At 63.4% G+C, this 9,191-nt stretch carries 8 protein-coding genes and 1 tRNA gene; 5 read left to right on the top strand and 4 right to left on the bottom strand.

Annotation, left to right across the window (positions count from 1 at the left end; genetic code table 11):
- From RT91_RS07830 to RT91_RS07820, 3 genes are all read right to left on the bottom strand, one after another.
- Nucleotides 1–402 (bottom strand): aldolase/citrate lyase family protein (locus tag RT91_RS07830; RefSeq protein WP_035186614.1); only part of this gene is annotated, 402 nt, incomplete at its 3' end.
- Between the two features lie 143 nt (nucleotides 403–545).
- Nucleotides 546–1,412, bottom strand: a complete 867-nt coding sequence (locus RT91_RS07825) for an FkbM family methyltransferase (protein ID WP_035186611.1) — start codon at nucleotides 1,410–1,412, stop codon at nucleotides 546–548.
- 127 nt (nucleotides 1,413–1,539) lie between these two features.
- Nucleotides 1,540–1,616: transfer RNA gene (locus RT91_RS07820), tRNA-Pro, on the bottom strand.
- Nucleotides 1,617–1,788: 172 nt separating this feature from the next.
- Between RT91_RS07820 and RT91_RS07815 the strand changes: the two genes are divergently transcribed.
- The 5 genes from RT91_RS07815 to RT91_RS21430 all read left to right on the top strand — a co-directional run bounded on the left by RT91_RS07815 (nucleotide 1,789) and on the right by RT91_RS21430 (nucleotide 8,353).
- Nucleotides 1,789–4,416, top strand: a complete 2,628-nt coding sequence (locus RT91_RS07815) for a penicillin-binding protein 1A (protein ID WP_240314238.1) — start codon at nucleotides 1,789–1,791, stop codon at nucleotides 4,414–4,416.
- A gap of 44 nt (nucleotides 4,417–4,460) precedes the next feature.
- Nucleotides 4,461–5,592 (top strand): peptide chain release factor 2 gene (prfB, locus tag RT91_RS07810; RefSeq protein WP_138919183.1). Its coding sequence is split into 2 segments (ribosomal slippage): nucleotides 4,461–4,529 and nucleotides 4,531–5,592, totalling 1,131 coding nucleotides; the frame shifts between segments, so codons are not numbered across the junction.
- 458 nt (nucleotides 5,593–6,050) lie between these two features.
- Nucleotides 6,051–6,353, top strand: coding sequence for an AlpA family transcriptional regulator (locus RT91_RS21435; RefSeq protein ID WP_152982810.1), 303 nt, complete (start codon nucleotides 6,051–6,053; stop codon nucleotides 6,351–6,353).
- Between the two features lie 159 nt (nucleotides 6,354–6,512).
- Entirely contained in the window at nucleotides 6,513–7,481 is a 969-nt protein-coding gene (locus RT91_RS20475) for a DNA-primase RepB domain-containing protein (RefSeq protein WP_160321851.1), read from the top strand.
- Nucleotides 7,478–8,353 carry a hypothetical protein gene (locus tag RT91_RS21430; protein WP_152982809.1) on the top strand — a complete coding sequence of 292 codons (876 nt, stop codon included), beginning with the start codon at nucleotides 7,478–7,480 and terminating at the stop codon, nucleotides 8,351–8,353. Before RT91_RS20475 ends, RT91_RS21430 begins: the two co-directional genes overlap by 4 nt.
- Before the next feature lie 18 nt (nucleotides 8,354–8,371).
- On the opposite strand, the gene RT91_RS07805 is transcribed toward RT91_RS21430, so the two are convergent.
- The coding region (locus RT91_RS07805; protein ID WP_035186606.1) for an IS3 family transposase at nucleotides 8,372–9,191 on the bottom strand (820 nt) is incomplete at its 5' end.

Raw genomic sequence — 9,191 nt, 5'->3', positions numbered from 1 at the left:
CGCAACCCCGGCGGCGGCGAGGCGGCGCGCCTCGGCGAGGCCGCGCGCGGTCTCGATCAGGGCGATGACCGGAGGGCCGCCGGCGGCTTGCGAAACCGCGGCGATCCGCTCCGGCGCTTCCGCCTTGGGCAGCACGATCCCGGCAAGGGGCAGGCGCGCGGCGCAGGCGAGATCCTCCGCGTGCCAGGGCGTGCCGGCGGCGTTCACCCGCAGGAAGATCTCGATCCCGCCGGGCAGCGCGCCCGGGGCGGCGAGGGCGGCGCGGGCGGCGGACTTCGCCGCGGGGGCGACCGCGTCCTCGAGGTCGATGATGATCGAATCGGCGCCGGAGGCGGCGGCCCTGGCGAAGCGTTCCGGCCGGTCCGCCGGGACGAAGAGCAGGGCGAGACCGCCGGCGCTCATGCGGGCGATCCGGCGCGCGGGGCGGGTGGGGTGCAGGGGCGGAAGGCGGGCAAGCGGCGTCTCCGGTTCGGCTGGATGCCGCAGGTTAGAGAGCCGGCGCGCGGGGTCAATGCGTCGCGCCGGGGAATGCGGCGGGAGCGGCGTCAGATGGCCATCGCCGTCTGGTCCGGCCGCGCCGGCACCGAGGGATCGAGTTCGGCATCGGTCATGTTGGTGAAGTAGTGGTCGGGGTAGATGGTGTTGAGCCGGCGCAGGCCGAGGCGGGCGATTTCGGCCAGCGAGACGTCGTTCTGGGCCGCGTAGATCTCGACCTGCATGACGACCCTGTTGTTGCGCAACGTCCGCTCCATGCCTTTGAGGACGCGCGCCTCGTGGCCTTCGACGTCGATCTTCATGACGATGACCGCGCCGGTTGCGGGCAGTGCCGCATCGATGGTGGTCGCGGGCGCCGGGTAGGAGTCGGCGCCGTCATCGAGGATGCCGACGCCGGCGCGGTTGCCGTCCGGATGCGTCCGGCTGTCGCGGAAGCGGATGGTGCCGGTTGTATCGGTCACGGCCATGTTGGCGGCGGTGATCGCGTGCGTCGCGTCGTTCAGCAGCAGGTTGGCCTGCAGCTGGGCGAAGTTGTCGCGGTCGGCCTCGAAGGCGTGGATCCGGTCGAACAGGCCGGTGCGCAGGGCGAGGAGCGAATAGAGGCCGAAATAGGCACCCACATCGACGAATGTCATGGAACCGATGCGGCCGGCGCGGCGGGCGAGGTGGAAGAGATAGTCGAGCTGCTCGCGCTCCCATGCATCGCTGTCGATCAGGGCGCGGTCGACGATCGAGCCGCGGTCGAGCAGGAGCGTGAGGCCCTGGCGGTCGTGGATATCGAATTTCGACCGGGGCCGGGGGGCCGCTTTCGGCGCGCCCATCGCGGCCTCGATGGATGAAATCTTGTCGCTGATGTTCAGCAGCGCCGAATAGGCGCGGATCGTCTGACGCAGGGGGGTGAAGGTCCTGATCGACATCGCGAGGGTCCCGGATGGTATCGCGGGACGATCCCATCCGCCTGCGGCGCCAGCAAGACGGGCTTAAGTATCCCGATCTCGCTCATTGGTGGTAGGGCCACCGGGACCGCACGGCATTTTGACCGGATGGTCGGAGTGAGAGGATTCGAACCTCCGGCCCCTGCGTCCCGAACACAGTGCTCTACCAGGCTGAGCTACACTCCGATGACGCGGCCTATAGCCAAGGGAGGCGGGATAGGCAAGGCTCCGGCGGCGCGTTTCTGCCGTGCGCGGCGACGGAAAGTGACGCAGGGCCACCATTGCGTTGACGAGATTTAACCACAGCATCCCGCCCCGATTATTCGCGATCTTGCAGATTGGGTGCTATGGAGCCGCCATGTCTCGACCTCTGAAAGCCGGCGAGCGGCTGGCCAAATCCGATTCGCGGCGCCGTGCCGGCCCCACTCCTCCCAAGCGTGGCGGCAAGCCTGCCCCCAGGAAGCGCCCCGGCCTTGCCGGCGTTGCGGGCGGGATGTTCGTGCGCGGCCTCTATCGCCTGGCGCTGGTCGGGATGGTGGGCGGCGTTCTCGTGGGCGGCGGGCTGTTCTTCTATTTCAGCAGCGGCCTGCCCGGCGTGGACCGGCTGCGCCATTACGAGCCGCCGCTCGAAACCCGGATCTACGCCGAGAATTTCCGCCTGATCGGCGCGCTGGGCACGCAGCACCGGATTTATGTGCCCTACGACCGGATTCCGCCGCTGGTCGCCGATGCGTTCATCGCGGCCGAGGACAAGAATTTCTGGACCGAGCCGGGAATCGACCCGCTGGCCATCGTCCGCGCCGGCGTGGTCGACCTGACCCGGATCGGCAGCCATGAGCGCCCGCTCGGCGCCTCGACCATCACGATGCAGGTGGTCAAGAACATGCTGCTCGACAACCGGATCGACTTCACCCGCAAGATCAAGGAGGCGATCCTCGCCGTCCGGGTCAACCGGGCGATGTCGAAGAAGCAGATCCTGACCCTGTATCTGAACGAGATCTTCCTCGGCCAGGACAGTTGGGGCGTGGCCGCGGCGGCGCAGGCCTATTTCGACAAGCCGCTGTCGCAGCTGACCGTTGCCGAGGCGGCGATGCTCGGCGGCCTGCCGAAGGCGCCGACCAATTACAACCCCTTCCTTCACCCCAAGCGCGCCCGCGACCGGCGGGACTGGGTGATCGGGCAGATGCAGGCGGACGGGTTCATCACCGCGGCGCAGGCGCGCGAGGCACTCGCCGCGCCGCTGGTGCCCAAGGCGGCTGCCGGGCCGGCGTCGATTCCCGGCGCGGGCTATTTCGTCGGCGCGGTGGAGACGCAGCTGGTCCGCATGTTCGGCCGCAAGACGGCGATGGAGGGCGGGCTCATCGTCCGCACCAGCCTCGATCCGAAGCTGCAGGCGGCGGCGACGCGGGCGATGCGCGACCGGCTCGTGTCGTACGACCACGAATTCGGCGTCTATCACGGCCCGGTCGGGCATATCGGCGCCGGGGAACTGGCCGCCAGCTGGGCGCGGGCGCTGGCGCGGCAGGACACGCCGAAGGGGCTCATCGCCTCCTGGCGTCTCGGTGTCGTGATCAGCGAGACCGCGCAGCGCGCGCGAATCGGCTGGCTCGACGGCGACTCGCCGTCGGAGGCGCATACCGGCACGCTCACCCTGGCGGCGATCCAGTGGGGGCGGCCGATGATCCACGGCCGTCCCGGGCCGCTGCTGCGCAACATGGCGCAGATGCTCAAGCCGGGCGATGTGATCATGATCGAGCCCAAGCCGGACAAGGGCGGGACGGTCTCGCTGGAGCAGGTGCCGAAGGTCGAGGGGGCGATGCTCAGCCTCGATCCGCAGACCGGGCGGGTGCTTGCCATGGTCGGCGGCTGGAGCAACCGGCTCAGCCCCTATAACCGCGCGATCCAGGCGCATCGGCAGCCCGGCTCCAGCGTCAAGCCGTTCGACTATCTGACCGCGATGCAGGCGGGCGTTCAGCCGGATGCGACGATTCTCGACGCGCCGTTCATCCAGCGCCTGTCGGACGGGCAGATCTACCGGCCGGGCAATTACGAGAATTCCTTCCAGGGCCCGGTGCCGGTGTTCTACGCGATCCAGGAGTCGCTCAACCTGGCCACGCTGCATCTGGTGCGGCGGGTCGGGCTACCCAACGTGATCGCCAATTTCAAGAAATTCGGCGTGGTGAAGCACGCGCCGCTGATCTATCCGGCGGCGATCGGCGCGCTCGACACCACGCTGTGGCGCATGGTCCGCGGCTATGCCGCGCTCGACGAATACGGGCGCAAGGTGCAGCCCTCGCTGATCGACAGCGTGACCGCGCCGGACGGGCACATCCTGTACCAGGCGCCGGACCAGTCCTGCGCCAACTGCATGGACGGTTCGGCGCAGCAACCGCCGATCCTGAACCGGCCGGGCGCACGGCTCGCCAATCCGGACAGCGTCTATCAGGTCATCATGATGATGCGGAACGTGGCCGAATACGGCACCGGCGTGCCGGCGGTGAAGGGGCTGAAGCGGCCGATCGCCGGCAAGACCGGCACGACCAACAATTTCAACGACGCCTGGTTCATCGGCTTCGTGCCGCAGATGGTGACGGGATGCTGGATCGGCTTCGACAAGCCGAGGGATCTCGGCGTCAACCAGACCGGCGGCAATGTCTGCGGCCCGGCCTGGAACCAGTACATGAAGGTCGCGCTCAAGAACCAGCCGGTGATTCCGTTCAAGCCGCCGCCGGGCATCACGCTGCACAAGGTGACGTTCCGCGACGAGACGGTGGAAGAGGCATTCAAGCCGGGCCAGACGCCGGGCGCGCAGTCCAACCCCGGGCTCGTCGCCGACGATCCGCTGAATCTCGGCGGTGCCTTCGCGAACACGACGCCGTCGACCGGGTCGCACGATTTCAGCCCGGCGCCGGATGGCCAGACCCCTTCGGGCGGGGCGCCGGCGCCGTCCGGCAATGTCGACAAATCGCTGGGCGGGCTGTATTGACCGGCTTTGGAAATCATCCCGACAGAATCTGAAGAGAAGAGAGAATGTCTGCCGAAACCCAATCGCTCGCCGAGCAGATCACGCAAAGCGTGGCCCTGCTGAGGAGGCATCTTTGACTGGGATGCCGCCCTTCGAAAACTCGAGGAACTGAACGCCCGCGCCGAGGACCCGGCGCTGTGGGACAATGCCGACGCCGCCCAGGCGATGCTGCGCGAGCGCAACCGCCTCGCGACCCAGACCGAGGCGGTGCACACGATCGAGCGCGAGACCGAGGATGCGCTCACCCTCGCCGAACTCGCCGAGGCGGAGGGCGACCAGTCGGTGCTCGCCGAGGCCGAGGCGGCGCTGCGCCGCATCTCCGAGGAGGCCAAGCGCCGCGAGATCGAGAGCCTGCTCGCCGGCGAGGCCGACGGCAATGACTGCTATCTCGAGGTGAATGCCGGCGCCGGCGGCACCGAGGCGCAGGACTGGGCCGAGATGCTGCTGCGCATGTACACCCGCTGGGCCGAGCAGCACGGCTACAAGGTGACGATGCTCGAGGAATCCGAGGGCGAGCAGGCGGGCATCAAGTCCGCCACCATCCAGGTCTCCGGCATGAACGCCTATGGCTGGCTGAAGACCGAGGCCGGGGTGCATCGGCTGGTGCGGATCTCGCCCTTCGATGCCAATGCGCGGCGGCAGACCAGTTTCGCCAGCGTCTGGGTCTATCCGGTGGTCGACGATTCGATCGAGGTCGAGATCAACCCGGCCGACCTGAAGGTGGACACGTTCCGCGCCTCCGGCGCCGGCGGCCAGCACGTCAACAAGACCGAGAGCGCGATCCGCATCACCCACGTTCCCTCCGGCATCATCGTCGCCTGCCAGAACGACCGCAGCCAGCACCGCAACCGCGCCACCGCGATGGAGATGCTGAAATCCCGCCTCTACGAGATGGAACTGCAGAAGCGCGAGGAGGCAGCCGCGGCCTCGGAAAGCGCGAAGCGCGACATCGGCTGGGGGCACCAGATCCGCTCCTACGTGCTCGCACCCTACCAGCTCGTGAAGGATCTGCGGACCAACTTTGAAAGCGGCAATCCGGACGCGGTGCTGAACGGCGATCTCGACGCGTTCATGGCCGCATCGCTCGCCTCCCGCGTGGGGGCGACCCGCAGCGAGGCGTCGGCCCAGGCCGAGTGAGCCGGCCCGAAGCGGCGGGTTCTGCCGCCGCTTCGGGAGACGGGCTGAATGCGGATGGCGGGACTTGAACCCGCACGCCCTGACGGGCAACAGATTTTAAGTCTGAATTTTAGCCTTTTTTGATAAATAACGTTTCTGGAATTTCTAATGAAAACAGCGATTTAAACGATAGTATTTTATCTGCGTATTTCTGAATGTTTCGTCCCATTGTCCCGAATTTGTCCCAAACAAAAAATAGCTGCGCGCTGACATAAAAGCCTTGATCGTTTCGTTTCATGTCACTATCTCGGTTTTTGGGCATAATGAAGAAGTCCCGGTGAACGGGTCGGTGCAGACGTTTTGATCGGACATGCGAGGCAAAATCCCACCTCTACTCCGATCTAACTCCGGGGACGCGCCGGGGGACAGGCATGGAGACTACGGCTGACGCAAGCTGACACATGTCTGCGAGCACCATAATGTCAAAAGCTGACAAGATTAAAGAACTCGACGATTTCCGTCTGATCACCGCTGCCGAGTTGGCTCCGATCCTCGGCATCACGCCGACCGCCATTAGGATTCGGATATGCCGTGGTGGCGTCGAGAGCGGCACTGTGCCGCCGCCAATCAGTCTCGATAATGCCCGGCATTTCTGGTCGATCATCACCGTGCGCGAGTGGCTTGAGGCCAAAGCTGATGAAGCCCGTGCTTATCAAGCTGATCGTAATCGCGGTCGCGGTCGTCCCAAACTGCCACGTGAGACAAGAAAGCAAGCTGCATAAAGAAAGTCCCGGCGCTGGGAAAGCAGCACCGGGACGGGGTAATCGCTAAACGCTAAATCCGGAAAGCCCTTGGCAGAACTTCTCCGACTTAAATAGCGATTTCCCCTTTTCCGATCAAGCTTTTCCATAGCACCGGGCCTCAGAAAAATGAGGCTCCAAATGACAAAAATATACGATCTCAAAGCCGCTTTCAGCCGTTTCCACACGGGCATGCAAGCGGATGGCTATTCCGTCACGCTGCGTGACCCGACAAGCGCGAGCGGCTTTAATATCGCAAAAAGGGCCGGTCTGCCTGACATCATCGCGCCGAGCGATGTGATCGACGTGATCATCAAATATGGCTTCTCAGCCTTAGCGCAGGGCTGGTCGCCTATAGCAAGGCCGAGATCATCATCGCGGACGATCTTCCAGCTTGATGACCTACAGCCGGGTGCCATCGAGTCCATGATCGAGCAGGGCTGGCGGCCTTGCTATACGCAGCAGACAAGCCCTGAAAAATATCAGGCCGCTCTCGCTGTTGATCACGTCGATGATTTGGTTCGTCTAGAAGTTCGTCGTCGTCTGATCAGCATTTTCCAAGCCGACCCCGGCGCTACCGGGGCATATAGGGTGCCGGGTTTCCAGAACTGCAAAGAAAAATATCGGCAGCCTGACGGCTCATATCCGCGTGTGGCCGCGCTATCTTGGACCGGCGAGACATGCCCGAAAACCCGTGATCTGTGTGATCAAGTGATAGCAGACATGGCTGAAAAAGCTGCCGCGTCAGTCAGGCATGTCGATCTCGATCCTGACGACCTCGCAACGCTAGATGATCTCGCTGCGGCATGGCAGCGCCTTGAGCACCATGCGTATCGCGCATGCGGGCCGGTCTGGAAGTCTGAGCATGACTGGTTGATGGCCGTCATGCTGCGCTATTTCGGCGCTGTCGAAGATGAAGTGCGCGAAGCACTCACCCTTTTATCGCCCCGTCATGATCTTCGGTCGAAAAATGAAGCCGGTTTTGAGCGTGCTGCCGCCATTACTGCTGATCGTGCATTCAGCGATGCAGGCGATGAAGCCTTGGAAAGCTTGGAGCGATTTCATTGGCTCTGGGAGCGCGATTTTCATGATGAAAAAGGTGCAGCATGAGCGCGCCGGTCATCATGTCCCGCTTCGGCACCCGGCCTCTGCCACCACCAAAAAATAGGGCATTCAGGCCGACCGGGCGGCTTCGTCGTTTACCGATAGAGACGATGCCAGTCGAAAAGGCGTCATCAAGAATTGGCTGGATTTTGCGTCAATACATGACGGCATTTTCAGAGAGACAGGCTGAAATTCTTAAGCAACGGGCTGACAAAAATCGTCACGGTCGAATCGTCAGGCCGCCCTTGCCACCGCTAGCTGCACAGATCACCACAGGCACAGGGAAAACCGCCGCTATTCGCCGCATGATCCCGCTTGCTGTCGAGGCGGGCTTAGGCGTCGCTGTGGTCTGTCGCGATCATGAGCAGATTTCGTCATATGCGGAATCGGTGCCGGGCTTGCTGCACTATCACGGGCGCTCGCCAGAAAATCCCGAAAAGCGTGATCAGGCTGAATGGACGTGCTGGAAACATGGCTTAGTTGCTGGCATCTCCGAGATGCACCATTTACCTCAACCGACCATCTGCCGCAGCCATTGCGAGCATGGCATGAGAAGGGCTTTGGATCGGCTTGGCCGGGATATTTTTAATGCCGAAAAAAATGAGCGGCGTGAAAAAATCAAAGGCTGGTTTCGAGCACATAAAATAGAAGAATATAAAATCAAAGAAATAAAGCCCTGTATGTGGCTAGACCATCAAGAGACAGCATTGCATGCGCAAATCATTGGTCTACCAGCGCAGTCATTTTCAGAGACCATGGCGACGTGGAACAGAGGATTCGATAATCTTGAGCGCCTAGTTATTATCGATGAAAGTGTGCCGCTAGGGGAACAAATTTCTGTTTCACTAAAGAGTATTGCGGCTTGGCGCGTGGTCTGAGCCCTAAGTTCCCGCCATTCAGGAGTAGAGTCTCATCCTCGAGTGATGCCCACGATTGGGCGTAGGTGCAACAGCCGGGTTGGGGGTTAACCCCCAACCCGGCGCGCCGCTGATTTTTCCCGCCACCTCTGCCGGGGTTTTGTTGCCCAGGCTCGAATGGGGGCGGTGATGATTATAGTCGTGACGCCAGGCGGCCAGCACGGACCTCGCTTGAGGCAGGCTCGTGAACAAGGTCTCGTTCAGACACTCGTCCCGGAGCCGGGCGTTGAAGCTCTCGACGAACCCGTTTTGCTGGGGCTTGCCGGGCGCGATGTAATGCCATTCCACGTTCCGCTCTTTCGACCAGCGCAGGATCGACATGCTGGTGAGCTCAGTGCCGTTGTCGCTGACCACCATGAGCGGGCGCGCCCCGCGCTCAGTGATCGCCATATCCAACTCGCGTGCCACCCGGGCGCCCGAAATTGACGTGTCGGCGATCAAGCGAACGCATTCGCGGCTGAAATCGTCCACGACGGCGAAGATCCGAAACCTGCGCCCGCATGTCAGGGCGTCGGAGACGAAATCCAGCGACCAGCGCTGATTGCAGCCCTGCGGAATGGTCATCGGAGATCGTGTGCCCAAGGCCCGCTTTCGCCCGCCGCGACGGCGAACCTGAAGGCGTTCTTCGCGGTAAAGGCGCCGAAACTTCTTGTGGTTCATGGAAATTCCTTCGCGGCTGAGCAGCCAGTGCAGGCGCCGATAGCCAAATCGACGGCGCTCGCCCGCAAGCACGCGCATGCGTTCGCGAGCCTCCGCATCATCCGGGCGGCGGCTTTGATACCGCACCGTGGTCCGATCC

The organism is Acidiphilium sp. JA12-A1, from assembly GCF_000724705.2.
Classification (GTDB): domain Bacteria; phylum Pseudomonadota; class Alphaproteobacteria; order Acetobacterales; family Acetobacteraceae; genus Acidiphilium; species Acidiphilium multivorum.
The sequence above is the reverse complement of the archived record's forward strand: the minus strand, read 5'-3'. Positions and strand labels throughout refer to the sequence as shown.